This is a genomic window from Pseudomonas putida (assembly GCF_026625125.1).
GTDB classification, from domain to species: Bacteria; Pseudomonadota; Gammaproteobacteria; order Pseudomonadales; family Pseudomonadaceae; genus Aquipseudomonas; species Aquipseudomonas putida_X.
In genome coordinates, this window is record NZ_CP113097.1 from 4,306,541 (window position 1) to 4,333,341 (window position 26,801).

Here is a 26,801-nt window from a genome sequence, read left to right on the forward strand (position 1 = left end):
CTGTTCATATCGCCATAGGTTGTTCATGGCTGAATCGGCGCCACAGAGGTGGCAGATCCTCAGGCAATGGCCGGTAGGCACCGATCTCGCCCCAGGTGCCGGGGCCGTGGAAATCGCTGCCAGCGCTTGCCAGCAGGCCGAACTCACGAGTGAGGATGGACATCGTGCCCACCTGCTCGGCAGGCATCATCCCATTGACCACTTCAAGCGCCTGCCCGCCTGCCTGAATATAGTCGGCAATCAGGCGCCTGCGCTTGCTGCGGGTCAGATCGTAGTGCATCGGGTGGGCCAGGCTCACCCAGGCTTTGGACCGGCGCAAGGTGGCAACGGTTTCCTCGAGCGTCGGCCAATGCAGTTTGACGTCACCCAGCTTGCCGGCCCCCAACCACTTGCGAAACGCTTCACCACGGTCTTTGACGTGGCCCGCGCGCACCAGGTGCTCGGCAAAATGCGGCCGCGCCGGCGCGTTACCGCTGTCGCCCAACGCCTGCTGCACGGCGCGGGCACCCTCGAGGGCACCTGGCATGCCCTTGGCCGCCAGCCGCTTGTCGATTTCCTCGGCACGCAGCCAGCGGCCACGGTGCAGGGCTTCGATCGCTTCGAGCAACGGCGGGGCATCAAGCGGGAAGTCATACCCCAGCACATGGATGGTCGCGCCCCCCCACGTGCACGAAAGCTCCACGCCGCTGACCCAGCGCATACCCCGTTCGACGCAGGCCTGGCGGGCCTCGGGCAGGCCTTCAAGGGTATCGTGGTCGGTCAGTGCCAAGGTCTGCACCCCGTGCTCATGGGCCCGGGCGACCAGGACCGTAGGCGACAGGGCGCCGTCGGAGGCCGTGCTGTGACAGTGCAGATCAACATTCATGGAGGAGCGCTACCGCTGGATTCGATGTTTGTTATTATGCCGCCACATCCCGATTCTGGCTGCCATTGTGAAACAATTCATCGATTTCATCCCGCTGCTACTGTTCTTCATCGTCTACAAGCTTGACCCACGCCCCCTGGAAGTTGCCGGGAACAGCTTCGAATTCGGCGGCATCTACAGCGCCACGGCAATGCTGATCATCAGTTCGCTGGTGGTGTATGGCGCGCTGTTCCTGCGCCAGCGCAAGCTGGAGAAAGGCCAGTGGCTGACGCTGGTGGCCTGCCTGGTATTCGGCGGCCTGACCCTGACCTTCCATAGCGAAACCTTCCTCAAGTGGAAGGCGCCGGTGGTCAACTGGCTGTTCGCCTTGGGCTTTGCCGGCAGCCACTTCATCGGCGACCGGGTGCTGATCAAGCGCATCATGGGCCACGCCCTGAGCTTGCCCGATGCCATCTGGACCCGACTGAACGTGGCGTGGATCGCGTTTTTCCTGTTCTGTGGCGCGGCCAACCTGTTTGTCGCTTTCACCTTCCAGGATTTCTGGGTCGACTTCAAAGTGTTCGGCAGCCTGGGCATGACCGTGATATTCCTGGTAGCGCAAGGCTTGTACCTGTCGCGCCACCTGCACGACGACCCTTCTACCTCCAAACCCAAGGATTGACATGCTTTACGCCATCATTGCCAGCGACGTCGCAAATTCCCTGGAAAAACGCCTGGCCGCGCGCCCGGCGCACATCGAGCGCCTGAAGCAGCTGCAAAGCGAAGGCCGCGTGGTGCTGGCCGGCCCGCACCCGGCCATCGACAGCAACGACCCGGGCGAAGCCGGCTTCAGCGGCAGCCTGATCGTCGCCGAGTTCGATTCCCTGAGCGCAGCCCAGGCCTGGGCCGATGCCGACCCGTACATCGCTGCGGGTGTTTACGACCAGGTCATCGTCAAACCCTTCAAGCAAGTCTTGCCCTGATCGATAAATTGTCGGCGTCTGCGGTATCTTTGCCACTGGCGAGCGCGTCAGACGCCGTCGATTTGAATTGAGTGAGTCATGAGCGAGCTGTTACTGATTGATGATGACCAGGAACTCTGCGAGCTGCTCGGCAGCTGGCTGACCCAGGAAGGTTTTGCCGTCCGTGCCTGCCATGATGGCCAGAGCGCGCGCCAGGCATTGGCCGAACATGCGCCGGCAGCTGTGGTGCTCGATGTGATGCTGCCTGACGGTAGCGGCCTTGAGCTGCTCAAGCAGTTGCGTAGCGACCACGCAGAACTGCCGGTGCTGATGTTGTCGGCCCGCGGCGAGCCTCTGGACCGCATTCTTGGCCTGGAACTGGGCGCTGATGATTACCTGGCCAAGCCCTGCGACCCGCGCGAGCTGACCGCCCGCCTGCGCGCAGTGCTGCGCCGTAGCCACCCGACCGCCACCACGACGCAGGTGGAGATCGGCGATCTGGCCTTCAGCCCTGTGCGCGGGGTGGTCAGCATCGATGGCCGCGAGATGACCCTTACGCTGTCTGAAAGCCGCATCCTCGAAGCCTTGCTGCGCCAGCCTGGCGAGCCGCTGGACAAGCAGGAGCTTGCGCAAATCGGCCTTGGCCGCAAGCTGACCCTTTACGATCGCAGCCTGGACATGCATGTCAGCAACCTGCGCAAGAAGATCGGCCCCCACGCCGACGGCCGCCCCCGCATCGTCGCACTGCGTAGCCGCGGCTACTACTACAGTCTCTGAGCTGCAAGCTGCAAGCTGCAAGCTGCAAGCTGCAAGCTGCAAGCTGCAAGCTGCAAGCTGCAAGCTGCAAGCTTCAAGCTTCAAGCTTCAAGCTTCAAGCTTCAAGCTTCAAGCAAGAGCGAGCGCGCACGCCGGGCTTTTTCTTGCAGCTTGCAGCTTGCAGCTCAAAGCCCCTTCTTTACCCAGCCTTTACCGTTCGCTGACCGCGCCTGACCTTGATCTCCCTAAACTGAGCTCATCCGGTAACCACCGGCCCATGACAGGAGAGACACCATGCGCAAGACCTTGATCGCCCTGATGTTCGCCGCAGCCCTGCCGACCGTGGCCATGGCCATGCCCGACGGCGGCCCACGTCACGACGGCCCGCATCATCGCGGTGACGCGCCTTTCGCCCAACTGGACCTGAGCCGCGACCAGCGCCAGCAGATTGGCAAGCTGATGGGCGAGCAGATGAAAAACCGCCACGACATCACCGAACGCTACCTGGCCAAACTGCCAGCAGCAGACCAGAAAGCCATGAAAGACGAACTCAAGGCCAGCCGCGACAAGACCGACAGCCAGGTCCGCGCCCTGCTCAAGCCAGAGCAGCAAAAGAAGTTCGACGAACTGCAGAAAGCCCGCGAAGCACGCAAGGCTGAATGGAAGGAATTCCAGGCCTGGAAAGCTGAAAAAGCCGCCAAGGCCCAGTAAGCTGTCCCACCCATGCCCGGCCCGCCCCCAAGCGGGCCGGGCTTTTCCCGTTTAGGAGGTGCTCTTGCGATCTCTGTTCTGGCGCATCCTGGCCAGTTTCTGGCTGGCTATCACCCTGGTCGCAGGCCTGTCGATCCTGCTGGGCCACATGCTCAACCAGGATGCCTGGATACTCAGCCGCCACCCCGGTCTCAGTACCCTCGCCAGCCGTTGGGTCAAGCACTATGAACACGAAGGCCTGGCGTCGGCCCAGCATTTCCTCGAACGTCGCAAGCAGCGCTTCAAGATCGATGTACAGGTACTCGACGACAGTGGCCAGGCGGTGGTGCCCGGTACCTTCCCGCGCCGTGCCGCAGCCTTCGAGGCGCGCCAGCGCAATGACGAGCGGCACCTGCCGTGGCGTCGCCTGACCGAGGAGTACACCAGCCCCGAGAGCGGCGAGACGTACCTGCTGATCTACCGAATTCCACACCCGGAACTGGATGCCTGGCACCGCGAGAGCCTGCTCTGGCCGTTGAGTGCCTTGGGTATAGCCCTGGTGGTGCTGACCCTGTTCAGCCTGCTGGTGACCCTGTCCATCACCCGCCCTCTGAGCCGCTTGCGCAGTGCTGTGCACGACCTCGGCCAGGCCAGCTACCAGCAGAACAGCCTGGCGCGCCTGGCTGCACGGCGCGATGAGTTCGGCGTGCTGGCCAAGGACTTCAACAAGATGGGCGCCCGCCTGCAGAGCCTGATCGGCAGCCAGCGCCAGTTGCTGCGCGACGTTTCCCACGAACTGCGCTCGCCGCTGGCACGCCTGCGCATCGCCCTGGCGCTCGCCGAACGGGCTGAAGCCGAGCAACGCCAAGCCTTGTGGCCGCGCCTGACCCGCGAATGTGACCGCCTGGAAGACCTGATCAGCGAGATCCTCACGCTGGCCCGGGTCGATGCCGAACAGTCTCACCCCGAAACGGTCGACCTCAACGCCCTGCTGGGCAGCGTGCGCAAGGATGCACAGCTCAGCGCGCCAGAGCAGGACGTTCGGCTGGAGGCGCAACCGGGCTTGACCTTGCAAGGCTGGCCAACGCTGATTGAACGTGCCGTTGACAACCTGCTGCGCAATGCCTTGCGTTTCAACCCACAGGGGCAGCCGATCGAAGTGCGCGCCGGGCGCGAGCAGGGGCGCATCGTTGTGAGTGTGCGTGACCATGGGCCTGGGGTGTCTGCCGAGCACCTGGCGCAGCTGGGTGAGCCGTTCTTCCGTGCCCCCGGGCAGGAAGCAGCGGGGCATGGCCTGGGGCTGGCGATTGCGCGCAAGGCGGCGGAGCGCCATGGCGGGAGCCTGGTACTTGCGAACCACCCACAGGGTGGTTTTGTCGCGCGCCTGGAGTTGCCGCTGGAAGTGGAGGTTGGCAGCTGAATTCAGCGCTCCCGCACCAGTGGGAGCAGCTGCCTTACCCAATGTCTAAACGTTGACGCAAACCACCTTGTGGGGGCCTGCTTGCCGGCGATCAAGCCACAGCGGCCCTGGCGTTACTGGCCCCAGGCGCTGACGAACTCGGCGGTTTGCAGCACTGGCGCCGTACGCGGCTCGGCCAGCGGCGTGCCGACATACAGGTAGCCGATCAACTCTTCGTTCTCGCCCAGCCCCAAGCCCTTGTGCACATGGGCATCGAAGGCCATGTCGCCGGTACGCCACACGGCACCGATGCCTTGGGCATGCGCGGCAATCAGAATGCCATGCGCGGCACAGCCAGCGGCCAGGCGCTGTTCTGACATCGGCACCTTGTAGTGCTCCTGCAGCTTGGCGATCACCACGATCAGCAGCGGCGCACGCAACGGCATGGCGCGGGCCTTGTCCAGCGCAGCCTGGGTGGCATCGCCCTTGTTCTGCACCGCTTCGGCAAACAGCTCGCCGAGCTTGTCGCGGCCCTGGCCTTCGATGGTCAGAAAGCGCCATGGCCGCAGCTGGCCGTGATCGGGCGCGCGCAGCGCAGCCTGGAACAGCGCCTCGCGCTGGGCGGCATTGGGCGCAGGTTCAGTCAGGCGTGGCACGGATACACGGTTGAGCAATGCGTCGAGAGCCTCCATCGGCTACCCTCCTGGCAGTTGAATGTGCGGCCATTCTCAAGCTGCAAGCCACAAGCTGCAAGCGCCACGCAGAAGCCACCCGGTGCACACTGCCATTTCTGCCTGCGGGTAGCTCTCGGCTTGCAGCTGGCAGGCCCATAGGTAGAATGGCGCCCCTCCGTTCAAAGTCAGAGCAGATCACATGGCGTTGCCGACCTTAAGGATCATTGGTTTCATCATCGGCATCTTCCTGATCACCCTGGCGGTCAGCATGGTCGTACCCATGGCGACGCTGGTGATCTTCGAACGTACCGGCGACATGCCGTCGTTCCTCTGGTCAAGCCTGATCACCTTCGTCGCAGGCTTGCTCCTGATCGTCCAAGGCCGTCCGGAGCATGTGCACCTGCGTCCGCGCGACATGTACCTGCTGACCGTCAGCAGCTGGCTGGTGGTAGGCGTATTCGCCGCCCTGCCCTTCCTGCTGACCCAGCACATCAGCTACACCGACGCCTTCTTCGAAAGCATGTCCGGCATCACTGCCACGGGTGCCACCGTGCTCAGCGGGCTGGATACCATGTCGCCGGGCATCCTGATGTGGCGCTCGATGCTGCACTGGCTCGGCGGTATCGGCTTCATCGCCATGGCGGTGGCGATCCTGCCGCTGCTGCGCATCGGTGGCATGCGCCTGTTCCAGACCGAATCGTCCGACCGCTCGGAAAAGGTCATGCCGCGCTCACACATGGTCGCCAAGTCTATCGTCGGGGTGTACGTCTGCTTCTCGGTGCTTGGCGCCCTGGCCTTCTGGTGGGCCGGCATGAAGCCGTTCGACGCCATCAACCACGCCATGTCAGCCATTTCCACCGGGGGGTTCTCCACCTCTGACCAGTCCCTGGCCAAGTGGGACATCCCTGCCGTGCACTGGGTCGCGGTGGTCGTGATGATTCTGGGCAGCCTGCCCTTCGCCTTGTACGTGGCCACCTTGCGCGGCAACCGCAGGGCGCTGATTCGCGACCAGCAGGTCCAGGGGCTGCTTGGCTTGCTGGTGGTCACCTGGCTGGTGCTGGGCACCTGGTACTGGGTCACCACCAACCTGCCTTGGCTCGATGCCTTGCGCCACGTTGCGTTCAACGTGACCTCCGTGGTCACCACCACCGGTTTCGCCCTGGGCGATTACAGCCTGTGGGGCAATTTTTCGCTGATGCTGTTCTTCTACCTGGGCTTCGTCGGTGGCTGCTCTGGTTCGACCGCCGGCGGTATCAAGATCTTCCGCTTCCAAGTGGCCTACATCCTGCTCAAGGCCAGCCTCAACCAGTTGATCCATCCACGTGCGGTGATCAAGCAGAAATACAACGGCCATCGCCTGGACGAAGAGATCGTGCGCTCGATCCTGACCTTCTCGTTCTTCTTCGCGATCACCATCTGCGTGATGGCGTTGCTATTGTCGCTGCTGGGCGTGGACTGGATGACCGCACTGACCGGCGCCGCGGCAACCGTTTCAGGCGTCGGCCCGGGCCTGGGTGAAGTGATCGGCCCGGCAGGCAACTACGCCATGCTGCCGGACGCTGCCAAGTGGATTCTTGCCGGCGGCATGCTGCTCGGCCGCCTGGAGATCATCACGGTGCTGGTGCTGTGCATGCCGGCGTTCTGGCGTCACTGACCGCCTCGGGGTCCGCGCCCAGACGGGCGCGGTACTCGCTGGGGGTAACGTCGAACCAGCGGCGGAAGGCCCGGTAGAAGTTGCTCGGGTCAGCGAACCCCAACAGGTAGGCGGTTTCCAGCAAGGTCATGCCGGGCTGGGCGAGGTACTGCTCGGCCAGCTCACGACGGGTGTCGTCCAGCAATGCCTGAAAGCTGGTGCCCTCCTCCTGCAGGCGGCGCTGCAGCGTGCGCTGGGACAGGTGCAGCGCCTGGGCCAGGGTTTCCCGCTTCGGTTCGCCCTGAGGCAGGATGCGGCATAGCACCTGGCGCACCCGGTGGGTCACCCGGCTTTCAGAGAAGCGTGCCAGGTATTCCCCGGCAAACCGGTCGTGCAGAATGGCCATGGCCTCATTGGCGGTAGGTAGCGCAGCTTCCATGTCGGCGCGCTCGAACACCAGCGCATCGTGGGGCGCACCGAACACCAGCGGGGAATGGAAAGCCACCTTGTAGGGCTCGACGTCCTTGGGTTGAGGCCCCTGGATCAGTACCCGCCGCGGCTGGATGGGTCGCCCGCTGAGCCACTTGCACAGCGCCAGCGCACAGGCCAGCGAAGCCTCCGCACTGTGCCGCGTCGGCGGCAGGTGATCACCGTGCACGGTGAGGATCAGCGAATACCCCTCAGGCCCCAGGCGGAAGCTCAGATCGGAGCTTTCGGCGATGATGCGCTGGTAGCGCACCAGGCGCTCGAAACCTTCGGCCAAGGTGCGGCTGGACATCAACGCGTAGCCCACCACATGGAACGAAGCCGGCCTGACCACCCGTGCCATGTTCAGGCCAATCGCTTCATTGCCCGACAGCTCTACAGCCAGTTGCCAAAGGCGGGTCATGGCATCCTGCGGGAAGCGCGCATCGGGGTCGTCGAGGGCAGCGAAATCCAGGCCGAGCTGCTCGAACATGGCCGGGCAATCGAGCCCTTCCAGCTCGAGCGCCTTCACAATCCCTGATGCCCAGCTGGCTGACGTGGTTCTCTCGCTCATGACAGGCTTCTTATGCTCACCGCTTCATGCGGTTAACCCCAAGGATACTCATTTGGCGCCTATTGTCACTGGTAGGCTCCGCCAATGACTCTAGACTCGATTCAGGCTCCACGCCGTGTATCCTGTCAAAAAGTGTCAATCCTGGAGCACTGCCCATGAACAGCTCAGCGCAGTTTCGCAGTTTTGCCGAGTTCTACCCCTATTACCTGGGGGAGCACAGCAACCCCACCTGTCGGCGCCTGCACTTCGTCGGCACCAGCCTGGTGATCGCCCTGCTGGCGTACACCATCGCCAGCGGCAAATGGCTGCTGTTATTGGCGGTGCCGGTGTTCGGCTATGGGTTTGCCTGGGTCGGGCACTTCTTTTTCGAGAAAAACCGGCCAGCGACCTTCAAGCATCCGCTGTACAGCCTGATTGGCGATTTCGCCATGTTCCGCGACATTCTGCTGGGCAGGATCAGCCTCTAGTTGCCCGGGCGGCTGTCACGCAGGTTCGCGCGACGCCGCCACGCCCTCTGCCTGCCGTAGCTGGGTGTCGGCCAACCGGTACAGCTCGATGCTGCCATCCCAATGCTCGATCAGCGCAGTGCAGGACTCCACCCAATCGCCACAGTTGAGGTAATCCACGTTCCCGACCTTGCGGATTTCGGCATGGTGGATATGCCCGCACACCACCCCGTGAAAGCCACGACGGGTGCACTCATGGGCAATGGCATCCTCGAAATCGCTGATGAAGTTCACCGCACCTTTGACCTTGTGCTTGAGGTAGGCCGAAAGTGACCAATAACCATAGCCGTAGCGGGCCCGCCAATGGTTGAGCCAGCGGTTGAGCACCAAGGTGCATTCATAGGCACGATCGCCAAGGAACGCTAGCCAGCGGTGGTAGCGGGTAATCACATCGAACTGGTCACCATGGATCACCAGCAACCGACGGCCATCGGCCGTGAGGTGCTCAGCCTCGTCCACCAGGTGGATGTTGCCCAGAACCAGCCGGGAGTAGCGCCGCAGGAACTCATCATGGTTGCCCGTCACGTAGATCACCTCGGTGCCGCGTTTGCTCAGGGTCAACAAGCGGCGGATCACATTGGTGTGGGCCTGGGGCCAGTAGATACCGCCACGCAGCTTCCAGCCATCGATGATGTCGCCGACCAGGTAGAGACGGTCGGCCTGGTAGCCCTTGAGGAAGCGCGACAGGTGTTCGGCCTGACAGTCGCGGGTGCCCAGGTGCACGTCAGAGATCCACAGGGTGCGTACGCGCTGCTTGCGCGACGGGCGAGAGAGTTCGGCATGGGTCATGGGGCGGGCTCCGGCGCTGTTTGCTGGAGACTGGCATCGGTACATGACAGGCTGGTGGCAGCGATGTGACCGGTGCTGAGCAGCCAGGATTGATGCACAATGGCGCTCTGCCCTGCGAGGACCCACCATGGCCGCCGGCCCGATTCTTTCCCTTCGCCACTACCGCGATGACGTGATCGCTCACAGCCACGACCACCCACAGTTGGTGTTCGGCCTGCGCGGCCGGCTGGATTTCGAGGTACAAGGGCACGGGGCGCGGATCGACCGTCAAGGCCTGATCGTGGTGCCCGCCGGTGCTCACCATACCTGTGGCAGCGATACTGGCAGCCACTGCCTGGTGCTCGATGTCCCGAGCGACCATTGGCTGGACGAGCAACTCGGCGAGCATGCCGACGCCAGCCGCCGCCTGCTGGACCGCTCTGGCGCGCTGGGCCTGGACCCTCGCCAACAGCAACTGGTGGACTGGCTGGCGGCAAGCCCGGTGGACGACCCGCTGATCGCCCGCCAAGGCGCAGCGCTGTTGCTGACCTGCCTCAACCCTGCGGCGTCGGCCAATGTCACACCCAGCCATCGCCTGCCTTACGCCGCTTTCGACAGCCACATCGAGCAGCATGCAGCCTACCCGCTGCAGGTCGCCGACCTGGCGCGCATCGCCGGATTGTCCAGTGCGCGGCTGCATGCGCGATTTACGGCCGAGTGCGGCATGACGCCCATGGATTACCTCCGCCAGCGGCGCTTGCTCAAGGCGCGCGAACTGGTTACCCAGACATTGCTGCCGATGGGAGAGATCGCCGCGCAGGTGGGGTACAGCTCACAAAGTGCGTTTTCAGCGGCGATGCTGCGCATGTTCGGATGCGTGCCGAGTGCATTGCGACGAGAATCTGGCGACAAACCGCGCTAGGGTGGCGACAGACCGGGCTTGGCAGCGGCTTTACACTGTGCCTGCCCCGGCCTGTTGGGGTCACCGCACGACAAGGCCGGGCCTGACCAGACGGATTTCAAAGGACCACCATGAACCACCGTACCGCCCTGGGCGCCCTGCACATCGGCGCACTGTTCTTCGGCCTGACCGGCGTCTTTGGCAAACTGGCCGCCAGCGCGAGCCCAGCCATCATCGTCTTCGGCCGTGCCGCCTTTGCCGTGCTTGCCCTTGCGCTGTTCGCCAGCATCGCCGGCCCAGGCTGGCAGCGCCTGCGCAGCCAGGACGTCCAGCGCCTCTTGCTGGGCGGTGTGCTACTGGCCGGCCACTGGGTCAGCTTCTTCATCGCCGTCAAAGTCGGTGGCGTGGCTATCGCCACCCTGGGCTTCGCCAGTTTCCCGGCATTTACCGTGATGCTCGAAGGGCTGCTGTTCCGTGAACGCATCCGCCGCAACGAAGCGCTGCTGGTGTTGCTGGTGAGTATCGGCCTGGTGCTGGTGACGCCCTCTTTCGACCTGGCCAGCGACGCCACGGGCGGGCTGCTATGGGCCCTGCTTTCCGGCCTGCTGTTTTCGCTACTGTCGCTGACCAACCGGGCAGGCTCCGGGCGCTTGCCTGCCGTTCAGGCAGCGCTGTGGCAAAACCTCGTGGTCGGCCTGTGCCTGCTGCCGTTCGCTGCGCAGGGCCTGGGTACGGTAGAGCCCATGGATTGGCTGTGGATCGCCCTGCTGGGGGTTTTCTGCACGGGCGTCGCCCATAGCCTGTTCGTCGCCAGCCTGGCGGTGATCAAGGCACGTACTGCCGCGTTGGTTTTCGGCATGGAACCGATCTACGGCATCGCTGTTGCCTGGATGGTGTTCGCCGAAACCCCAACCCTGCGCATGCTGCTGGGCGGTGCACTGATCATCTTCGCCATCGTGCTCTCCAGCCGCCTTGCCGCCGAGCAGCCGCCCAGGCCACGCACCGTGGCCGAGGGCGCCTGATCAGCGGTCGTTGTGCCCAAGGTCGCGCTGCGGGTCGATCTGGTCACGCACACGCTGCTTGAGCACCTTGGCCTCAGGGAAGCCACCGTCAGCCTTGCGCTCCCAGATCTGCACGCCATTGCAAGTGATGCGGAAAGTACCGCCGGTAGCAGGCTCCAGCACCACCCTGGCCAGGTCATCGGCGAAGGTGCTGAGCAGTTCCTGGGCGAGCCAGGCGGCGCGCAGCAGCCATTGGCACTGCGTGCAATAGGTGATGATGATTTCCGGCTTGTTGTCGGCCATGGTGCGCTTTCTCCAGGTGATGGCCGCTTATACTAGCGGTCTTTAGCCCCCTGTTTGAGACTCACGATGCGCCGCCTGCTGTTCTGCCTCCTGCTGACGCTCAGCTCCTTCACCGTGCTCGCCGAGGCGGCACGCCCCAAGGTCGGTTTGGTACTCTCCGGGGGCGCCGCCCGTGGCCTGGCCCACATCGGCGTGCTCAAGGCCCTGGAGGAACAGGGCGTGCGCATCGACGCCATCGCCGGCACCAGCATGGGCGCTGTGGTTGGCGGCCTGTATGCGTCCGGCTACAGCGTCGAGGAGCTGGAAAAGCTCGCCACCACGCTGGACTGGCAGGAAGCCTTGTCCGATGCCCCACCGCGCAAGGACGTGCCCTTCCGGCGCAAGCAGGACGACCGCGACTTTCTGGTCAAGCAGAAGCTGAGTTTTCGAGACGACGGCAGCCTCGGCCTGCCACTGGGCGTGATTCAAGGCCAGAACCTCGCACTGCTGCTGGAAAGCAAGCTGGCCCACACCGCCGATACCCGCGATTTCGACAAATTGCCGATACCGTTCCGCGCCGTGGCAACCGACATCGCCAGCGGCGAGAAAGTGGTATTCCGCCGCGGCCACCTGCCCCAAGTGATCCGCGCCAGCATGTCGATCCCGGCGGTATTCGCCCCGGTCGAGCTTGATGGGCGCCTGCTGGTCGATGGCGGCATGGTCGACAACATACCCGTGGATGTCGCCCGGGACATGGGCGTTGACCTGGCCATCGTGGTCGATATCGGCACCCCGCTGCGTGACCGCAAACAACTGGCCACGGTGGTGGACGTACTCAACCAGTCCATCACGCTGATGACCCGGCGCAATTCCGAAGAGCAGCTGGCCAGTTTGCACAGAGATGACATCCTCATCCAGCCACAGCTGGCCGCGTTCGGCGTCACCGACTTCGGCCGCGCGCGCGACATGATCGAAGCCGGCTACCGCGCAACCCGCCTGCTCGACCCTCGCCTGGCGGCCCTGCGCCAGCCTGAAGGGGATGCCGAACTGGCCATGGCACGCTCACCACGCCAACGCACCCCGGTGATCACCGCCATCAAGGTGGAGAACGACTCCAAGGTCAGCGATGACGTGATCCGCTATTACATCCGCCAGCCGATCGGCGAGCCGCTGGAGCTCGACCGGCTGCAAACCGACATGGGCACCTTGTATGGCCTGGACTACTTCGACCGCGTGCAATACCGCGTGGTCCACAAAGGCAACGACAACACCTTGGTGATCAACGCCCGCGGCAAGCGCGGCGGCACCGATTACCTGCGCCTGGGCCTGAACCTGTCGGATGACCTGCGCGGGGACAGTGCCTTCAACCTGGGCGCCAGCTATCGGGTCAACGGTATCAACCAACTGGGCGCCGAGTGGCTGACGCGCGCGCAGATCGGGGACAAGCAAGAGCTTTACAGCGAGTTCTACCAGCCACTTGACGTGGGTTCACGCTACTTCATCGCCCCTTATCTGGACTTCGGCTCGCAGAATATCGAAGCCACCCTGGACAGCGATCCGATAGCCGAATACCGCCTCGAACGCTATGGCTTTGGCCTCAACATCGGCCGCCAGATCGGCACCTATGGCGAAGTGCGCCTGGGTGCGGGCAAGGCCTGGGGCGAGGCCGAGGTGCGCATCGGCGAACAGGACCTGCCCAAGCTCAGTTTCAACGAAGGCTTCTACGAGCTGAAATACTCGTTCGACACGCTCGACAATGTGTACTTCCCGCACAGTGGCGAGAACATAGGCCTGACCCTGCGCAAATACGACAAATCGCTGGACTCGGACGCGGACTACCGCCAATGGATGTTCAATCTGGACAAGGCATTGAGCAGCGGGCCGAACACGCTGGTGCTCGGTGGGGGGTATGGTCGCACGCTCGACGACACCGAGGTGGTGACGTCGAGCTTTGTGCTTGGCGGGGCACGGCAACTGTCCGGCTTCCGCCAGGACTCGGTATCCGGGCAGAACGTGAGCCTGCTGCGCATGGTCTATTACCGCCGCCTCACGCCGCGCTCTTATCTGCCGCTGGACTTTCCACTCTACATCGGCGGGTCCCTGGAGCGCGGGCGGGCGTGGAACAATGACAATGAGTTCGACAGTGGCTACATCAATGCCGCCAGTATCTTCCTGGGGCTGGACACGCCCCTGGGGCCGCTGAGCCTCAGCTATGGCGCTAACACCGCGGATGAGCAGGCAATCTACTTGAACCTGGGGAACACGTTCTAAGCCTGAAGGCCGAATCGGGCCTCAGGACTTTTCCAGGTTGGCCAGAATCTTTGCATGCACGCGCATGCACACGTCCAGGTCAGCCTCATCAACCCCGGTGAACAATTCCAGGCGCAAGGCATTGGCGATGGTTTCGATCTGCTCGATCAGCGGCTTTGCCGGAGGACACAGCTGGATCTTCTTCGCCCGCCGGTCCTCAAGCACCGCCTGGCGTCGAACCAGGCTCTGGCTTTCCAGGCTGTCCAGCAGACGCGCCAAGGTCGGGCCTTCAACGCCGACGCTTTTGGCCAGCTCGCGCTGGGTAGGCGCTTCTTCGAAACGAGCCAGGTGCAGCAACACCAGCCAGCGCGCCTGGGACAGGTTGAGCCCGGCCAAGCGGCGATCCAGTTCGGCGCGCCAGCCACGGGACATCTGGGCCAGCTGCATGCCGAAACGGTGTTGGTTGTCGGTCAGGGGCATAAACAACTCATTGACTAGAACTAATTATTAGTCAGCTAACCATGCCCCGGGCCATCAGGCAAGGCTGCCCCGCCCGGAAATGTCTGAAAGTCGTCAAAAAGGATGACATTGATCAGTGGATGTCCGAAATGTCTTCCATCATCAAAGCTCGAACTCAGCTGCCAGCGCAGCACGCACGCAGTACAACACCCCTTCGGGCAGGCGCGCGCCGAACAGCGGAGCGATGGCCGAAACCGGCGGCAGCTCGCCTTCGCCATCGAGGAAGGCATCCTGCACCTCCATCAGCAAGTCTTCTGGCAGGTCCAGCGCCTGGTCCAGGCTCAGCTCCTGACGGCCGATAGCTTCGGCCAGCAGGCTGTAGACGTTCTTTTCGCTGCAATTGAGCTGGCCGGCGATCTGCGCCGGGGTCATGCCGGCACGGGCCAGGCTGACCAGTTCGTGGCGCAGATCGAGTACCACCTTGGGCGCCTCCGTGGTGCCACCGGCGTCATTGAGCACTTCGAGGAAGGCCTGCCCGTAGCGCTCCAGCTTGCGCGCACCCACGCCGCTGACCTGGGCCATGTCGCTGAGGCTGGTGGGCTGGCTACGCAGCATCTCCAGCAGCGTTGAGTCCGGGAAGATGACATAAGGCGGCACGCTGTGCTCTTCGGCCAGCTTGCGGCGCAACGTGCGCAGCGCGTCCCACAGTTCGCGCTCCTCGGCGCGCACCAACTGGCTGGCCGGGCTGCCGCCGCCCGAGGACGTTTTCGCCACGGTCTGGGGCTTTAGGTCGCGACGCAACTGCAAGGTCACTTCGCCGCGCAGCAGCGGCCGGCAGCTGTCGGACAGGCGCAGGCCACCGTAGCCTTCCAGGTCGATGTCGACCAGGCCGCGCGCCACCAACTGGCGGAACAGCGAGCGCCATTCGACCTCGGCCATCGCCTTGCCAACACCAAACACCGACAGTTTCTCGTGGCCGAAATTGCGTACCTTTTCGGTATCCTTGCCAAGCAGCACATCGATCAGGTGGCCGACACCATACCGCTGGCCGGTACGGAACACCGCCGACAGCGCCTGGCGCGCAGGCTCAGTGGCGTCCCAGGTCTGGACCTGGTCGACGCAGTTGTCGCAATGCCCGCACGGCTGTTCGAGGACTTCATCGAAATAGGCCAGCAACGCCTGGCGGCGACAACGGGTTTCCTCGCACAGCGCCAACATGGCATCGAGCTTGTGTTGCTCGACGCGCTTGTGGCGCTCGTCCCCGTCGGAGTTCTGCAGCATCTGCTTGAGCATCACCATGTCCTGCAGGCCGTAGGCCATCCAGGCATCGGACGGCAGGCCATCCCGGCCGGCACGCCCCGTCTCCTGGTAATAAGCCTCGAGCGACTTGGGCAGGTCGAGGTGGGCGACGAAGCGCACGTTGGGCTTGTCGATGCCCATGCCGAAGGCGATGGTGGCGACCATGATCAGCCCTTCCTCGTTGAGGAAGCGATGCTGGTTGGCCGAACGGGTTTCAGCAGCCAGGCCGGCGTGGTACGGCAGCGCCGGGAAGCCTTGGGCGCACAGGTAGGCGGCGGTCTCATCGACCTTCTTGCGTGACAGGCAGTAGACGATGCCGGCATTGCCGCGGCGCTCGCCGAGGAAGGCCATCAACTGCTTGCGCGGCGACTCCTTGGGCACGATGCGGTAGAAGATATTGGGCCGGTCGAAGCTCGACAGGAAGCGCTCGGCGCCCTGCAGGTGCAGGCGCTGGACGATTTCCTCACGGGTGCGCATGTCGGCGGTGGCGGTAAGGGCGATGCGTGGCACATGCGGGAAAAGCTCGGCCAGCTGGCCCAGTTGCAGGTATTCGGGGCGGAAGTCGTGGCCCCATTGCGAAACGCAGTGGGCCTCGTCGATGGCGAACAGGGAAACGTCCAGGCCGCGCAGGAAATCCAGCATCCGCGGCTGCACCAGGCGCTCAGGCGCCAGGTACAGCATCTTCACTTCACCGCGGCGCAGCCGCCCGGCCAGATCACGCTGCTGTTCGGCACTGAGGGTGGAGTTCAGGGCCGCGGCCGCGACCCCGAGTTCATCGAGCGTGGCGACCTGATCGTCCATCAGCGCGATCAGCGGCGACACCACTACGGTCAGGCCCGGGCGCAATAACCCCGGTACCTGGAAACACAGCGACTTGCCGCCGCCGGTGGGCATCAGCACCAGGGCATCGCCGCCATTGGCCACGCATTCGATGATTGCTGCCTGGCGCCCACGGAAACTGTCGTAGCCGAAGATATCCTTGAGAACGCGCTGAGCCTGTTCGAGCATGTGCAACTCCACAAATCGCCGTACCATCCTGGACACAGGCTGGACGAAAAACCCGCTCCGCACACGCCAAATGCGTAAGCGGCTTTTGCCAGAAGCCGGGGAAACCCGCCCCTGGGTGAAAAACCGCGAAGTATACCCCAGTGCCAGCCTGTACAGGATGCCCGGTGACAGACGTTCCCTTTGCCCCGCCATCGCCGCAAGGTGCTAGAATTCACTATCGTTTATTCCCCAAGGTAGCCCTGTAATGTCCTTCGCCGAGCAACTGACCCGCCTGCAAGCCTTCCTCGACGCCGACGAGCTGCACGAAGAAGCGCTGGACTACGTCGCCGCCCACGGCTACCTGACCGCGCTGTCGATCTGCTCGGAAGACGTCCCCGAGCGTGAATGGATCGACGCGCTGTTCGCCGAAGAGCCTCATTACGCCAGCGATGCCCAGCGCACCGAGATCGAAGCTACCTTGGTGGCACTGAAGGGCCACATCGCCCGTCAGCTGGCCAGCGACGAAGAATTCGACCTGCCGTGCGACCTGGACCTGACCGACGAGCCGGACGACTCCGACCTGCGCGGCTGGTGCATCGGCTTCATGGAAGGCGTTTTCCTGCGTGAAGAGGCCTGGTTCGAGAACGCCGAAGAAGAAGTCAGCGAGATGCTGCTGCCGATCATGGTCGGTTCGGGCCTGTTCGACGAGCAGCCGGAGTTCGCCGACATCGCCAGCAACGCCAACCTGCAGGACGACATGATCGTGCAGATCCCAGAGGCGCTGAGCGCGTTGTTCCTGCTGCTGCACGCGCCTGACGAGAAGCCTGCGCTGCTCAAGCCCCGCCACCACTGAGTCGGCTGTGCGCTACCTGCTGCTGGCCATCGGCTGGCTCAGCGTTGCGCTGGGGGTGCTGGGGATCTTCCTGCCGGTGTTGCCCACCACCCCTTTTCTGCTGCTGGCGGCGGCCTGCTTCGCCCGCAGCTCGCCACGCTTTCATCACTGGCTGGTCAACCACCCCACCCTGGGGCCGTGGATCCGCGACTACCTGAGCGGTGAAGGTATCCCCTTGAAGGGCAAGGTATACGCCATCGGCCTGATGTGGGCGAGCATCGGCCTGTCGTGCTTCCTGGTACCCCTGTTTTGGGCGCGGGCATTCATGCTGACCAGTGCGGTGCTGGTCAGCCTGTACATCCTGAAGCAGAAGACGTTGCGCAAACCTGACTGAATTGGCCCTGTTGCCAACGGGTCCTTCCTGTTGATTAATTGTTGCCGTTTATTTTCACTGCAACAATTACAAATATATATTAGCGACAATTCCTACATCATTTTAGGACGCCAAAATCTGCACTAAGATTCAGTTCCCCGTTAGTGTTAGGTCCACAGCTAAAACATGGACACTAACAGTGCGCGAGGACTACCAATGCCAGATAAAACGAGGCGTTGCACTGAAACGGACGATTCGAATACTCCTCCTTACGACGTAACCGAGCGCCGAGCAAATCTGCTGCTCAAACAGGCGGTGTGGGGCGATCCCCCCTCATCGGCTCAAGGCGCTTCAGCCGGCCCTGAAATCAACGTGTGCGGCTATCCAGCCGACCCGCAATTCCAGCTGAGGGGCGGCCACAGCAACCTGATGGTCGATGCAGCCATGCCGCTGTTCGGCCTGGCCATGCGCCTTCGCACCCTGGACGCACTCCCCCATATCGCGGCGCTACGCCAGCAGGTGCACACGCAGATTTGCGCCATTCTCGAAGAGGTGGGCCAGCGCGGCTACGACGCTATCCAGATGCAGGCCTACTCCTATGCCTTGTGCCTGCACCTCGACGAAATCGTCATGGCCACACCGTGGGGCAGCAACTCCGTCTGGAGTGGCCGAACATTGCTCAGCGATTTTCATCAGGACACTCAGGGTGGCGAAAAAATATTCGCGGTGCTTTCGCGCATGATGCAAGAGCCTGAGCGTTTCCAGGATGTTCTGGAATTTGTCTACTTGTGCCTGTGCTTTGGCCTGAAAGGCAAGTACGCCCTAGAGCCCAAAGGCGATGAACTGCTGGACGCACTGATAACGGAACTTCACGGCATCATCCGCCAACTTCGCGGGCCCGTGCCTGAAGACGTTTGCGACCCTTACACCAATGTCGTCATGCGCCCGTACAAAAAGCCACGCGATTGGCTGCCTTGGTGGAGTCCATTGGTGATATCGGCTTTGGCCATGGTAGCTGCGTACAACTATTACAGCTACCGCCTGGGCCTGCTCACCGCAGAAGTACTCGAATCGCTCGACCTCATTTTGCAGCAGTAGCTGGAAAAGTGCTTCCAGGAGGAACCGTGTCTAGCCAATCCGATCTGCGTTACACCTTTGAGCCGCTCGTGGGCGATGGCGAATTCGATGTGGTGTCGTTCACCCTCGAAGAGGAACTGAGCCAGCCGTTCACACTGACGCTGGAACTGGTCAGTTTCGAGCACGCTGTCGACTTCGGTCACCTGCTCGACAAACCTGTGCTGTTCACGATCTGGCGTGACGAGTGCCCGGTGCGTTATGTGCACGGCCTGGTCAGCAGCTTCACTCAAGGGGAGACCGGCTTTCATCGTACGCGCTACAAAGCACTGGTCGAACCGCAACTGGCCCGGGCCAGCCTGCGCTCGAACTGGCGCATCTTCCAGCACAAAACCACACGACAGATTCTTGAGCTGATGCTCGAACGCCAAGGCATTACCCGGTCCCAGTTCATCATCAGAAACGACGACCCACCCCGCGAGTTTTGTGTTCAGGCTGGCGAAACCGACCTTGACTTCTTCGCCCGCCTGGCAGGCGAGGCAGGGTTCGTCTATCGCTTCAAGCACACCGCTGAACGGCACGAACTGGTCATCACTGACCGGGTGCTTTCGCTGGGCACGATCAGCGTGATCAAGGATAGAGAGCTGGCCCGCGTCGAGCGCGATGAAACCGCAGCTGGCTACACCGTGCTGTACAACCCAAACAGCGGCGGCTATCAGGCCGAACCCTGCCTGCGTCGTTTCCACTACAGCGAACAAGTACGCACAGCACGCCAGGTGCAACGCGACCATACCTTCACCAACCCCGAGTACCGCCAGGAGCATCGCGCCACCGGTGCTCACCTCGAGCACCAGTCCAAGGCGTACGAACGCTTCGATTACCCCGGCCGCTACAAGCGCGACGCGGTCGGCAAGCCCTTCACCGAAACCCGCATCACCGGTTTGCGCCATGACGCACGCGTTGCCGAGGTCGAAGGCGATGACGAGCGCTTGCAACCCGGCCTGAGTTTCAACCTCGTCAACCACGAGCGTGACGACCTCAACGTGCACTGGCGCGTGAAAAGCGTGGCCCACGAAGGCATCCAGTACTCCAGCCTGGAGGACGAAGCCGCCGGTGCCGAGCAGGGTACCCGTTACCAGCAGACTGCAGTACTGGTACCCGGCCGCTTCGAGTGGCGCCCACAGCCGCTGCCCAAACCGCGCATCGATGGCCCACACATGGCCACCGTGGTCGGTCCGGCCGGCGAAGAGATCTATTGCGATGAGTGGGGCCGGGTCAAGGTCAGCTTCCCCTGGGACCGGGAAAGCAAGAACAACGAATTCAGTTCCTGCTGGGTGCGTGTTTCGCAAGGTTGGGCCGGTGGGAGCTGGGGCTCGATGGCCATCCCGCGCATTGGCCAGGACGTGATCATCCACTACGTCAACGCCGACCCGGACCAACCGATGATCACCGGGCGCACCTACTGCGGTAATCAGCTGCCCCCTTACGATTTGCCACAGCACAAGACGCGCATGACCATCAAGAGCCAGACTCACAAGGGCACAGGCTTCAATGAGCTGCGCTTCGAGGATGAGCTGGGGCGCGAGGAACTCTATATCCATGCGCAACGGGACCAGAACATCGAAGTCGGCAACGATGAGTCGACCTGCATCGGGCGCAACCGTGTAGAGCAAGTGGGCAATGATGAACAGCTGAGTGTTGGCAACAATCTTTGCCAGGACATAGGCCAGGACCGCACCGAACGGACGGGGCGAACGTGCAAGGTGAAGGTTGGCCACGACCTGATCGAGCACGTTGGCAATGACCGCTGCGAATCCACGGGGGTCAATCACTCTGTCACCATCGGAGGTCAAAGCGCACTACTCGTCAAAGGCGGCCAGAAGATCAGCGTCGGCGATGGCGTGGATCAGCAAACGACCGTCTACCAGCTCCGCGCCAGCGAACGTATCGAGTTCAGAAGCCCGGGGGGCAGCATCGTGCTGGACGCCGAAGGCATCACCCTCAATGGCCTGTCACTCACCCTGCTTGGGCCGACCAAAGCCGGGGCAAAAGGCGCTGGAAACGCCCTGGCACTGGACCTCGCCGCCGTTACCGGCAGCCAGTGCGAGGAACGACGCCGATGAGCACAGAAGCCTTGCTCCAACTCATCGCCGACTACCACACCCCACAGCTGCACTGCCATGTACTGATCGACCCGCTGGCAATACCCGAGAACAGCGACCAATCCGTGCTTTCACACTTGAACAAAGCGTTGGGGGAAGGTGCGATGAGTCGGGTGATTCGAGCCGACTTGCCCCATGCCCCGCAGCTGCACCCCGTGCTGGCCTGCCTGTCATCACCCGGCGCGAAACCGAGCCCGCCACTGCTGAAGATGACTGCCCATGCAGCACAACGTGATAACCAGCGCCGAAAGCGCCACGTGTGTGGCTGGTTGCTGAGCGAAGCACCGGCACCGGTCATCGCTGCGCACCTGGCGGCGCTGTGCCGGCTTCCCGGTTCCGCAAGCGAGCCCCGTTTCTACCCCCTCTACGAACCCGTGCGCCTCGAACTGCTGGCTGCGAGCTTCGAACACGTGGAGCGCGGGCCTTGGTGGCCGATCAAGCACTGGCTGTTCGTGAGCAGCGGCGCGCAGCTGGCTGGTTTCAGCGGTGAAGCCCGTCCTCGCAGCGGCTTGCCTGCGTCCGCCTTGCGCATTCAGGACGACGTGGCGTTGATCGAAATGCTCCTCGCGGCCTGGCGAGCCCTGCCATCAGGCCCTGCTGATCCGAAGCCAAGGCCGCTCCCGCCGTTCGCTGCGGTAAAAGCCTCCAACCACATAGATGACGCTCGCAGGCTGGGCTTGAGCGCAACCGATGACATCCTGATTTTCGCCCTGTACCACCTGTACCTGCACCCTCGCCTGCACGCCGCGCCCTACGTGCGCCAGATCATCGACGCCGCTGTGCAACAGCAACGTCCCCTCGCGCCACTGCTCGCCCGCCACGACGATGCGCACTGGCGGCAAATGATCGCCACCCTTGGCCCTTCAGAGGTTCGCCCATGAGCATCAGCCAACGCGTCGCCACCGCCCTCGCCGAAGCCGCAGTCTCGGTCGACCCGTGCAGGGCCTGTGAGCGGCAAGGCCTGCCGATCCTGCCACTGCGCCGCGCCCTGGTGCCCGACACGCGCCCGGGCTACGCCGGCACCGTGGCCGGCGAGCCCCATGTCGAGACCCGAATGGGGCTGCGCACCTTGCGCTCCGGTTATCTGTACGTGCTGCTCGACCAGCGCATCTGGCAGGCCTACGAGGTCACCGACCAAGGCCACCTGCGCCGCTTCAACCCCTACGAGCCACCGCCCGGCCCACCGCCTTCGCTGCCCGCCCGGTGCCTGAACGAAAACCACGATATCCCCTCGTCTTTTCTCACCCTCGACAGCGAAGCCTACGGCTCGGCCTGGCTCGCCTTCTCCAGTGACGCCTGGCCGCGCAGCGTGCTGGATGCGTACAAGCGCGGCCATGCACCTGCGCAGCGTTTCGAGGGCCTGGACCTGGTCCAGGCGCGTGAGCACCCGCAACTGCTGGGCTTGGCGATGACCCCGGACAACCTGCAGGTAGACAAGCAGGTCTTTGAATACGCCCAGCAGCTTTGCGCACCCTTCGACAGTGCACATGGCTTTCACAGCCGGCTGTTGCGCCGAACCGCCCTGCGTGGCTTCGTGGTCAATGCCATGAACAGGCACCAACTGGAACAGGGCGTGCTAGCCGTGGTGCTGGATGACACGGTCGGGCTGGTGCAGGAGTACAACCATCAGCGCCTGAGCTGGCTCGTCAAACGCCAGGCATGGCGCGAGGACCCGCTGCGCGCCTACCAATTCCAGACATCGCAAATTCTGCAGATCATTCGGGCTACGCACAGACAGTGGGCGGCGCAGCAGGTCGCGCCGTTCGGAGCCCCGACTACAGGTGATGGGGCACCGGCCTTTGCTGCGCCCGAGGTGGAGAGGCAACGGCTCGTCGCGGTGCAGGAGCAACAAAGCGATAAACGCCTTGAGGAGCGCTACCACGAGCCCCAGCGTGCCGCCTTCCAGGACGAATACGATCGGCAGGAACGCCAGTTTCAGGCCTATATCGACCAGAACGCCAACGCCTATGCCGAACGCTGCCAAAGCCAGATGTTCACGCTGATCGAGCAATACGACTATGACGGCCATGATCGTGAGTCCGGCGTGGCCTACAGCAAGACCATGGCCGGTTGCCTGGCTGGCGGCGTCACCGAGGCGGCTGCAACCAGCGCAGCGCATGGCCAGCCGCCCTCCGGCACCAGCGAAGCGCTGTGGCTCAAATGGCTGCAGGACCCTAACAGCCCACCCTACCGCGCCGTGTTGCTACGCAATGAATTTCTACTGGCGGCACTGCTGCCCAGTTTTTCCGCCAGCGCCCCCATCAACTGGAACGACAGCGAAAAGCTCTACGCGGCGTTGAGCAAGATGATCACCAGCGAAGAGGGTCGTCTTCACCTGCGTCATCAGCTCAATCAGGCGGTCGCGCAAACTCAAGGCGCGTTGAATGCAGCCAGTCAACGCCTGCAGGCCCTGCTCGGCCCAGGCATCCAGCAAGCCGTGCGACATCTGAACAGCGCCAGTCAGTACCTCTATAACGGCGTACACCTGGTGGAGCTGCAGGTAAAGATGAAACTGAGCGAGTACTACGCCCTGCAGAGCGCGCACCTTCGGGAATTGCAAAACAAGGCAAGCACCACGCTGGCCAAAGCGCGAGACCGGATGATGCCCAGTCTCGAAGAACTGAAAGCCGGCGCCCAGATGAACGCCCGCAAGGTACAACCGATTATCCAGAGCGGTTTGTTGAGCCTAGCGGTCCTCGATCCCAAGGTGGCGCATACGCTGATCGACGTCAGCGTCTGGGTCGAGGGCAAGGCTGAGGTGTTGCGAGAGCAGCTGCTCCAGGAGGTCAGCCAGAATGTGAACCAGCTCAGTCACGCGGCGCAGATGAGCCTGGTAGACATACGGGTCGCGGCGGGCACGTTAGAGCCCGGTGCGCGGAAAATGCTCGAGGGGATACGGATCAGCGCGCTGCAGGCGTCGCAGATGGTGCGACGCAGTTTTTCTGGGCTGAAGGGGGTGGCGGGAAGTGGAGAGTTGCTGCTCACGCTGGGCGGGTTGTATTTGCTGAGTGACAGCCTGGGCAAGAACCTGAAAAAAGTGGAAGAGGAAACTGGGGCGAAGTCTGCTGAAGCCATATTGGCGCTCTATGGAACCAGCTTCGGCCTTCTCGGCGGTGGCTTAGAGGCTCTAGGGTTTGCAGCAATAAAGGCAAATATGGACAGCCTCGTGAGCCAAGGAAAAGCAGCAATTAGGATAGGTTCAACAATCGGTGCAATTGTCGGACTATTCGACTCCATCCAAGCCTCACTCGCAATGAAGCGAAGTTACGAAAGCGGTGATATTCAAGCTGGCAAATTTTACAGATATTCCGCAATCGCATCAGCCTTGGGTACGATCCCTGCCATCCTAAGCATATCCAAACCCGTACTATTGGGTCCTTTAGGATGGGCGATTGCTCTTGGCGTAGCCGCATACGGTTTAAACAAGAATGCCTCGGGGAATGAGTCAACAGCACTAGAACAATGGGTGAAACGCTGTTACTTCGGGGTAGCTAATGAAACCCCCATCATTCACTGGAACTCTCCGGAATATTCAGACATTGCCTTTGCAGAGCTTAACGCTGCAACACTGGAGCTAAGCGGAACGGTTGCTTTCCAATCAGTCCATGCAGATCCATCGACAGACTCAGAAATTGCAAAATTATTTACGATTGCAAAACCAAGACGATTGAAATTTCGAGTGTCAATGCCAAAGTTCATCGAAGCGATTTCAAGCTATCAGATCACCCTCCTATTTCATCGTCGTGGCGATGGCGGAGCGCCACATCAAACTGGCGGCGAACTCATCATGAATAAAGGTTTTTTCACACCCTCGCGAGCGACTAGAACTTCCAACTCAACCAATTTCAATGAATCTTACTCACCAAAAAAACCGGACTACAAACCCGGAAGCATAACTTTCGAGGCGACTCAAAACTCTCAGCCTCTAGGAGCAGATGCTAATATTAGAGAGTTTATTGGCAGCGTTGAACTCACACCCGACGAAGGTGCACCTAGTATTCTCGCCGCATCACTATTCATCTGCTATTGGCCAGACCGGGGGCTGCCTGATTCATATGCTGAGCTTGTAATCCAGGAGCGTAACGAATGAATTTGCCACATCGCGATTTCGGATGGAAATTTGACCTCTGTGGTCCAGATAAAACCCCCGATCCACAGCTAATCTCCGGCTTTATAAACCCACCCCCGAATCACGTTGATGAGAACTATTTAGAGCTACCCACCAACTTATTCAAGACCAGGGGAGCATACATAGTTGGAATAGGCCTTATGTTAGCAATTAACACCTTCTTAATGATTAACATTATTTTTTTCGACTTAAGTTGGTCTTGGCATAGTCTAGACCCGTCTGTATTTATGCTTTTCGTGTCCCTTGCTATATTTATTTGGACACCCTCTTACATCCGCCTGGATATTGGCCACCCTCGCGACCAGCCAATTCGTTTCAACAGACATCGCCGAAAAGTGTATTTCTATCGATATAAATTTGACAACATGCACCCTTATGGAACTAAGAACTGGGGCATCCAACCTGTCTCCTACAATTGGGATGACCTCACAGCCGAAGTTTATCGAATTCACGCCCCCCTTGGATACGGTGGGATTATAGAGAAAGTAATGATAACAGTGCGCAAACATGACACCAATGAAGTGATCGATCGCCTATTTTTGGCTGACGACATAGAGCAAGGGAAACACTACTGGGCCCTTGCTAGACTTTTCATGCAAAAAGGCCCTGAAGCACTTCCGGATTTCGCCTCCCCCCCTGTCGACTGGAACAGTGACGACACCACAAACCCATTCGACCAACTAGCCCCCAAAGTCCAATGGCCACCCGAAATGGATCTTGAATCCCGCACCGCCCCCGGCCAAGGAGAACAACCATGAATTCCGTCGTCCTGCTAGATCACCGCCATGACTGCCCAAAACATGGCATTGGCGTAGTGGAAAAAGGTAGCGCCCACTACACCTTCAATGGCAAGGCCGTTGCGCGAGTACGGGCACAGCCCCCGCCCCGCTGCTGACCTCGATGGTCGAGACCACATCGCCCCCCTGTGCCGCTGACCTTGAAGTGTAGGTAGTCGCCCGATGACGCGGCCGTACTGTGCTCACACTGCAGCAGTTGCGACAGCCGAACAGTTACGCCGAGATCACAATTCAGGATTACATCTAATGCCAGAAGTCTATCGCCCACGGGGTAGGGTTTACAACTTACCCGGCCCAAACACTCCAGCCAAAACGGATAGCAACACAGCTCAACTGGACATACCACCCAACCATGTGAATAGTATCTACATGGAGCTTACCAGAAGGACGATAAGAATCAGAGGCTATTGGATTGTAACAGGAATCATAATAACACTACTGAGCTTCTTCGTGACACTTCCGCCGATACTGGAATTATTGATCTCACCATCAGAAATTAAATTGGATGCTATTGGAATCGGCATTTCCACACTCTTGTTTTGTTATTGGGCCATGATTCCATACATAAGAATGGAAATAGAAACACCGTGCAACGAACCTATTCGCTTCAACAGGGCTCGTCGAAAGGTCTACTTCTACCAGTACCGGTTCGATCGACTTAACCCTTTAGGTAAAAGAAATTGGGGTGTCAAACCTGTCGCCTACAACTGGGATGATCTTACGGCAGAGGTCTATCGTGTCTACAGACCCATGGGGGCCGGCGGACTCATTGAAAACATCCTGTTATCAGTTCGCAACCCGGAAACTGATGAGGTAATCGACCGGGTATTTTTTCCTGTGATCTCGAACAAGGGAAGCAGTACTGGGAGCTTGCCAAGCTTTTCATGCAGGACGGTATCGAAGCTATTCCAGCGTTCGTGCATAGCTCCGTTGACTGGAATACAAAATACTCTTCCAACCCGTTCGAACGCCTAGCCCCCAAAG

The 26,801-nt window shown here is 61.5% G+C and carries 26 protein-coding genes; 19 read left to right on the plus strand and 7 right to left on the minus strand.

What is annotated here, in order from left to right; translation table 11 throughout:
- Nucleotides 1-4: 4 nt before the first annotated feature.
- A complete protein-coding gene (locus OSW16_RS19815) occupies nt 5-865 on the minus strand; it encodes a PHP domain-containing protein (RefSeq protein ID WP_267817841.1) in 861 nt (286 codons plus the stop codon).
- Nucleotides 866-932: 67 nt separating this feature from the next.
- Between OSW16_RS19815 and OSW16_RS19820 the strand changes: the two genes are divergently transcribed.
- From OSW16_RS19820 to OSW16_RS19840, 5 genes are all read left to right on the plus strand, one after another.
- Nucleotides 933-1,526: a septation protein A gene (locus OSW16_RS19820; RefSeq protein WP_267817843.1), complete on the plus strand. Its 594-nt coding sequence runs from the start codon at nt 933-935 to the stop codon at nt 1,524-1,526.
- A gap of 1 nt (nt 1,527) precedes the next feature.
- A complete protein-coding gene (locus OSW16_RS19825) occupies nt 1,528-1,827 on the plus strand; it encodes a YciI family protein (RefSeq protein ID WP_039604111.1) in 300 nt (99 codons plus the stop codon).
- 78 nt (nt 1,828-1,905) lie between these two features.
- Nucleotides 1,906-2,583, plus strand: coding sequence for a response regulator transcription factor (locus OSW16_RS19830; protein WP_241804650.1), 678 nt, complete (start codon nt 1,906-1,908; stop codon nt 2,581-2,583).
- Nucleotides 2,584-2,856: 273 nt separating this feature from the next.
- Nucleotides 2,857-3,273, plus strand: coding sequence for a Spy/CpxP family protein refolding chaperone (locus tag OSW16_RS19835; protein ID WP_241804651.1), 417 nt, complete (start codon nt 2,857-2,859; stop codon nt 3,271-3,273).
- Nucleotides 3,274-3,331: 58 nt separating this feature from the next.
- Nucleotides 3,332-4,672, plus strand: coding sequence for a sensor histidine kinase (locus tag OSW16_RS19840; RefSeq protein WP_267817847.1), 1,341 nt, complete (start codon nt 3,332-3,334; stop codon nt 4,670-4,672).
- A 113-nt stretch (nt 4,673-4,785) separates the two neighbouring features.
- Here OSW16_RS19840 and OSW16_RS19845 read toward each other — a convergent pair whose 3' ends face one another.
- Complete coding sequence (locus OSW16_RS19845) at nt 4,786-5,343, minus strand: NAD(P)H nitroreductase (RefSeq protein WP_267817849.1); 558 nt, start codon at nt 5,341-5,343, stop codon at nt 4,786-4,788.
- Nucleotides 5,344-5,524: 181 nt separating this feature from the next.
- Between OSW16_RS19845 and OSW16_RS19850 the strand changes: the two genes are divergently transcribed.
- Nucleotides 5,525-6,979 carry a TrkH family potassium uptake protein gene (locus OSW16_RS19850; protein ID WP_241804654.1) on the plus strand — a complete coding sequence of 485 codons (1,455 nt, stop codon included), beginning with the start codon at nt 5,525-5,527 and terminating at the stop codon, nt 6,977-6,979.
- Here OSW16_RS19850 and OSW16_RS19855 read toward each other — a convergent pair.
- A complete protein-coding gene (locus OSW16_RS19855) occupies nt 6,936-7,997 on the minus strand; it encodes an AraC family transcriptional regulator (RefSeq protein WP_267817853.1) in 1,062 nt (353 codons plus the stop codon). The two genes, OSW16_RS19850 and OSW16_RS19855, sit on opposite strands and share 44 nt — an antisense overlap.
- Nucleotides 7,998-8,152: 155 nt before the next feature.
- Here OSW16_RS19855 and OSW16_RS19860 point away from each other — a divergent pair, with 155 nt between their 5' ends.
- Nucleotides 8,153-8,464 carry a DUF962 domain-containing protein gene (locus OSW16_RS19860; RefSeq protein ID WP_241804656.1) on the plus strand — a complete coding sequence of 104 codons (312 nt, stop codon included), beginning with the start codon at nt 8,153-8,155 and terminating at the stop codon, nt 8,462-8,464.
- 15 nt (nt 8,465-8,479) lie between these two features.
- Here the strand turns inward: OSW16_RS19860 and OSW16_RS19865 are convergent, their stop codons facing one another.
- Complete coding sequence (locus OSW16_RS19865) at nt 8,480-9,292, minus strand: UDP-2,3-diacylglucosamine diphosphatase (protein WP_267817855.1); 813 nt, start codon at nt 9,290-9,292, stop codon at nt 8,480-8,482.
- A gap of 127 nt (nt 9,293-9,419) precedes the next feature.
- Here OSW16_RS19865 and OSW16_RS19870 point away from each other — a divergent pair, with 127 nt between their 5' ends.
- Entirely contained in the window at nt 9,420-10,193 is a 774-nt protein-coding gene (locus OSW16_RS19870) for a helix-turn-helix domain-containing protein (protein WP_267817857.1), read from the plus strand.
- Nucleotides 10,194-10,303: 110 nt separating this feature from the next.
- The gene (locus tag OSW16_RS19875) at nt 10,304-11,194 is read left to right on the plus strand and encodes a DMT family transporter (protein WP_267817859.1); all 891 of its coding nucleotides are present in this window, start codon (nt 10,304-10,306) and stop codon (nt 11,192-11,194) included.
- Here the strand turns inward: OSW16_RS19875 and OSW16_RS19880 are convergent, their stop codons facing one another.
- Nucleotides 11,195-11,476 carry a SelT/SelW/SelH family protein gene (locus OSW16_RS19880; RefSeq protein WP_267817862.1) on the minus strand — a complete coding sequence of 94 codons (282 nt, stop codon included), beginning with the start codon at nt 11,474-11,476 and terminating at the stop codon, nt 11,195-11,197.
- Between the two features lie 66 nt (nt 11,477-11,542).
- Between OSW16_RS19880 and OSW16_RS19885 the strand changes: the two genes are divergently transcribed.
- The gene (locus tag OSW16_RS19885; RefSeq protein WP_267817864.1) at nt 11,543-13,726 is read left to right on the plus strand and encodes a patatin-like phospholipase family protein; all 2,184 of its coding nucleotides are present in this window, start codon (nt 11,543-11,545) and stop codon (nt 13,724-13,726) included.
- A gap of 21 nt (nt 13,727-13,747) precedes the next feature.
- Here the strand turns inward: OSW16_RS19885 and OSW16_RS19890 are convergent, their stop codons facing one another.
- Nucleotides 13,748-14,185, minus strand: a complete 438-nt coding sequence (locus OSW16_RS19890) for a MarR family transcriptional regulator (protein WP_267817866.1) — start codon at nt 14,183-14,185, stop codon at nt 13,748-13,750.
- A 141-nt stretch (nt 14,186-14,326) separates the two neighbouring features.
- Nucleotides 14,327-16,471, minus strand: coding sequence for a DNA helicase RecQ (recQ, locus tag OSW16_RS19895; protein ID WP_267817868.1), 2,145 nt, complete (start codon nt 16,469-16,471; stop codon nt 14,327-14,329).
- A gap of 244 nt (nt 16,472-16,715) precedes the next feature.
- Between recQ and OSW16_RS19900 the strand changes: the two genes are divergently transcribed.
- The 9 genes from OSW16_RS19900 to OSW16_RS27175 all read left to right on the plus strand — a co-directional run bounded on the left by OSW16_RS19900 (nt 16,716) and on the right by OSW16_RS27175 (nt 26,792).
- Nucleotides 16,716-17,303 carry a YecA family protein gene (locus OSW16_RS19900; protein WP_012315632.1) on the plus strand — a complete coding sequence of 196 codons (588 nt, stop codon included), beginning with the start codon at nt 16,716-16,718 and terminating at the stop codon, nt 17,301-17,303.
- 7 nt (nt 17,304-17,310) lie between these two features.
- The gene (locus tag OSW16_RS19905) at nt 17,311-17,676 is read left to right on the plus strand and encodes a YbaN family protein (RefSeq protein WP_241804664.1); all 366 of its coding nucleotides are present in this window, start codon (nt 17,311-17,313) and stop codon (nt 17,674-17,676) included.
- 195 nt (nt 17,677-17,871) lie between these two features.
- Nucleotides 17,872-18,753, plus strand: a complete 882-nt coding sequence (gene icmH, locus OSW16_RS19910; RefSeq protein WP_267817871.1) for a type IVB secretion system protein IcmH/DotU — start codon at nt 17,872-17,874, stop codon at nt 18,751-18,753.
- Between the two features lie 26 nt (nt 18,754-18,779).
- Nucleotides 18,780-20,852 carry a type VI secretion system Vgr family protein gene (locus tag OSW16_RS19915; protein WP_267817873.1) on the plus strand — a complete coding sequence of 691 codons (2,073 nt, stop codon included), beginning with the start codon at nt 18,780-18,782 and terminating at the stop codon, nt 20,850-20,852.
- A complete protein-coding gene (locus OSW16_RS19920) occupies nt 20,849-21,772 on the plus strand; it encodes a hypothetical protein (protein ID WP_267817875.1) in 924 nt (307 codons plus the stop codon). Before OSW16_RS19915 ends, OSW16_RS19920 begins: the two co-directional genes overlap by 4 nt.
- Nucleotides 21,769-24,981: a T6SS effector BTH_I2691 family protein gene (locus OSW16_RS19925; RefSeq protein ID WP_267817877.1), complete on the plus strand. Its 3,213-nt coding sequence runs from the start codon at nt 21,769-21,771 to the stop codon at nt 24,979-24,981. The genes OSW16_RS19920 and OSW16_RS19925 overlap by 4 nt, the downstream gene beginning before the upstream one ends.
- Nucleotides 24,978-25,778 (plus strand): DUF6708 domain-containing protein, encoded by an 801-nt coding sequence (locus OSW16_RS19930; protein WP_267817880.1) that lies wholly within the window; start codon nt 24,978-24,980, stop codon nt 25,776-25,778. The genes OSW16_RS19925 and OSW16_RS19930 overlap by 4 nt, the downstream gene beginning before the upstream one ends.
- Nucleotides 25,775-25,915 (plus strand): hypothetical protein, encoded by a 141-nt coding sequence (locus tag OSW16_RS19935; protein ID WP_267817883.1) that lies wholly within the window; start codon nt 25,775-25,777, stop codon nt 25,913-25,915. Before OSW16_RS19930 ends, OSW16_RS19935 begins: the two co-directional genes overlap by 4 nt.
- A 472-nt stretch (nt 25,916-26,387) precedes the next feature.
- Nucleotides 26,388-26,792 carry a DUF6708 domain-containing protein gene (locus OSW16_RS27175; protein WP_418942208.1) on the plus strand — a complete coding sequence of 135 codons (405 nt, stop codon included), beginning with the start codon at nt 26,388-26,390 and terminating at the stop codon, nt 26,790-26,792.
- The last annotated feature ends 9 nt before the right edge of the window (nt 26,793-26,801 follow it).

Excerpts from the sequence above, each read along its gene's own strand:
- OSW16_RS19835 (WP_241804651.1), top strand. The coding sequence starts at position 2,857 with ATGCGCAAGACCTTGATCGCCCTGATGTTCGCCGCAGCCCTGCCGACC.
- OSW16_RS19925 (WP_267817877.1), top strand. The coding sequence starts at position 21,769 with ATGAGCATCAGCCAACGCGTCGCCACCGCCCTCGCCGAAGCCGCAGTC.
- OSW16_RS19920 (WP_267817875.1), top strand. The coding sequence starts at position 20,849 with ATGAGCACAGAAGCCTTGCTCCAACTCATCGCCGACTACCACACCCCA.
- OSW16_RS19845 (WP_267817849.1), bottom strand. The coding sequence starts at position 5,343 with ATGGAGGCTCTCGACGCATTGCTCAACCGTGTATCCGTGCCACGCCTG.
- OSW16_RS19815 (WP_267817841.1), bottom strand. The coding sequence starts at position 865 with ATGAATGTTGATCTGCACTGTCACAGCACGGCCTCCGACGGCGCCCTG.
- OSW16_RS19870 (WP_267817857.1), top strand. The coding sequence starts at position 9,420 with ATGGCCGCCGGCCCGATTCTTTCCCTTCGCCACTACCGCGATGACGTG.
- OSW16_RS19875 (WP_267817859.1), top strand. The coding sequence starts at position 10,304 with ATGAACCACCGTACCGCCCTGGGCGCCCTGCACATCGGCGCACTGTTC.
- OSW16_RS27175 (WP_418942208.1), top strand. The coding sequence starts at position 26,388 with ATGGAAATAGAAACACCGTGCAACGAACCTATTCGCTTCAACAGGGCT.
- OSW16_RS19885 (WP_267817864.1), top strand. The coding sequence starts at position 11,543 with ATGCGCCGCCTGCTGTTCTGCCTCCTGCTGACGCTCAGCTCCTTCACC.
- OSW16_RS19855 (WP_267817853.1), bottom strand. The coding sequence starts at position 7,997 with ATGAGCGAGAGAACCACGTCAGCCAGCTGGGCATCAGGGATTGTGAAG.
- OSW16_RS19830 (WP_241804650.1), top strand. The coding sequence starts at position 1,906 with ATGAGCGAGCTGTTACTGATTGATGATGACCAGGAACTCTGCGAGCTG.
- OSW16_RS19880 (WP_267817862.1), bottom strand. The coding sequence starts at position 11,476 with ATGGCCGACAACAAGCCGGAAATCATCATCACCTATTGCACGCAGTGC.
- icmH (WP_267817871.1), top strand. The coding sequence starts at position 17,872 with ATGCCAGATAAAACGAGGCGTTGCACTGAAACGGACGATTCGAATACT.
- recQ (WP_267817868.1), bottom strand. The coding sequence starts at position 16,471 with ATGCTCGAACAGGCTCAGCGCGTTCTCAAGGATATCTTCGGCTACGAC.
- OSW16_RS19890 (WP_267817866.1), bottom strand. The coding sequence starts at position 14,185 with ATGCCCCTGACCGACAACCAACACCGTTTCGGCATGCAGCTGGCCCAG.
- OSW16_RS19900 (WP_012315632.1), top strand. The coding sequence starts at position 16,716 with ATGTCCTTCGCCGAGCAACTGACCCGCCTGCAAGCCTTCCTCGACGCC.
- OSW16_RS19865 (WP_267817855.1), bottom strand. The coding sequence starts at position 9,292 with ATGACCCATGCCGAACTCTCTCGCCCGTCGCGCAAGCAGCGCGTACGC.
- OSW16_RS19825 (WP_039604111.1), top strand. The coding sequence starts at position 1,528 with ATGCTTTACGCCATCATTGCCAGCGACGTCGCAAATTCCCTGGAAAAA.
- OSW16_RS19850 (WP_241804654.1), top strand. The coding sequence starts at position 5,525 with ATGGCGTTGCCGACCTTAAGGATCATTGGTTTCATCATCGGCATCTTC.
- OSW16_RS19935 (WP_267817883.1), top strand. The coding sequence starts at position 25,775 with ATGAATTCCGTCGTCCTGCTAGATCACCGCCATGACTGCCCAAAACAT.
- OSW16_RS19930 (WP_267817880.1), top strand. The coding sequence starts at position 24,978 with ATGAATTTGCCACATCGCGATTTCGGATGGAAATTTGACCTCTGTGGT.
- OSW16_RS19860 (WP_241804656.1), top strand. The coding sequence starts at position 8,153 with ATGAACAGCTCAGCGCAGTTTCGCAGTTTTGCCGAGTTCTACCCCTAT.